The 487-nt window shown below is 64.7% G+C and carries 1 protein-coding gene; it reads right to left on the bottom strand.

Annotation, left to right across the window (positions count from 1 at the left end; translation table 11 throughout):
* Positions 1–449 (bottom strand): amidohydrolase family protein (locus tag K5Q99_RS23155; protein WP_246604562.1); only part of this gene is annotated, 449 nt, incomplete at its 3' end.
* Between the last annotated feature and the right edge of the window lie 38 nt (positions 450–487).

Raw genomic sequence — 487 nt, 5'->3', positions numbered from 1 at the left:
TCGGCGGGGTCCCCGGCGGCCAGCCCAGCGGATCCAGGCCCGGGTGTGGAAGTCTGGCGTGGAAGCGGCTCAGCTGCCGGACGGAGACTCTCAACCCCGTTTCGTGTACCGATTTTCCACAGCGCCTCACAACCAATGACACCGCGCGTCCCGGTGACCAAGCGAGCAGTGGATTCCAGCATCCGCAATTCGGTAAAGGGGTCGGTAATGACGTCCTCGTCAGTCCCAATTGCCATGCGCACCCCGGCATCCTGCAGGTCCTTGACCCGCGCGATGCCGTCACCCAGATCGGCCTCGGTGGTTGGACACAGTGAGACGACGGTATCCGAAGCCGCGATCATGGCGATGTCGCCGCCGGTCAGATGGGTGGCATGGATGATGGTAGTGCGGTCGGAGAGCACCCCAGCTCGGTCCAGCACTGCTGTCGGCGTCAGGCCATGTGCAGCCAAGCATTCGGTGCTCTCGCGGGGCTGCTCGGAGACGTGGA

It is taken from the genome of Shewanella hafniensis (assembly GCF_019655335.1).
GTDB lineage: Bacteria > Pseudomonadota > Gammaproteobacteria > Enterobacterales > Shewanellaceae > Shewanella > Shewanella hafniensis.
The sequence above is the reverse complement of the archived record's forward strand: the minus strand, read 5'-3'. Positions and strand labels throughout refer to the sequence as shown.